At 58.1% G+C, this 496-nt stretch carries 1 pseudogene; it reads left to right on the forward strand.

The features are described 5' to 3' along the window. Positions 1-210: 210 nt before the first annotated feature. Positions 211-496: pseudogene (locus ACT3TS_RS19750) on the forward strand (hypothetical protein); the annotation flags it as partial.

The raw sequence follows: 496 nt of genomic DNA on the forward strand, positions 1-496 counted from the left end.
ACAACAACCGACAGTCAGCCACCCACCACAACCACCAACGGCCGCCCAGTGCGGCCACACCCATTTAATGGGGTAGTGGCCAGAATATGTGCAAGCTTCGGGTCGTTCCGTCTTGGCGTCCTCTGTCCTGGACATTTACATGCAGGGGCTGAAGAAATGCACGCTGCCTTGGGGCAATCCATCAGGACCCTTGAGAAGTAAGCTTGATGGATGTCTAGTTTGTTTTCCCATGCCCCAGAACCTGTCCCTGAGAATGACTCGGTGCCGGCTGCACGGTCCGCTGTGGCGGTGGTGCCTTTGCCGATCGCCGAGGCGTTCGATGGCTTCACCGATGGCATTCACCTGTGGTGGCCCATGGATACGCACAGCGGCTTCGGCACTGAGTCACACGTCGGGTTTGAGGACGGGTTTCTTGTTGAGGACTCCTTTACCGGGACGCAATGCGTGTGGGGAGAAGTGCAGCTCTGGGAGGAGCCGGCGTCGTTGGTTCTTAAGT

Origin of the sequence: Specibacter sp. AOP5-B1-6, from assembly GCF_052376555.1 — a bacterium.
Classification (GTDB): Bacteria; Actinomycetota; Actinomycetes; order Actinomycetales; family Micrococcaceae; genus Specibacter.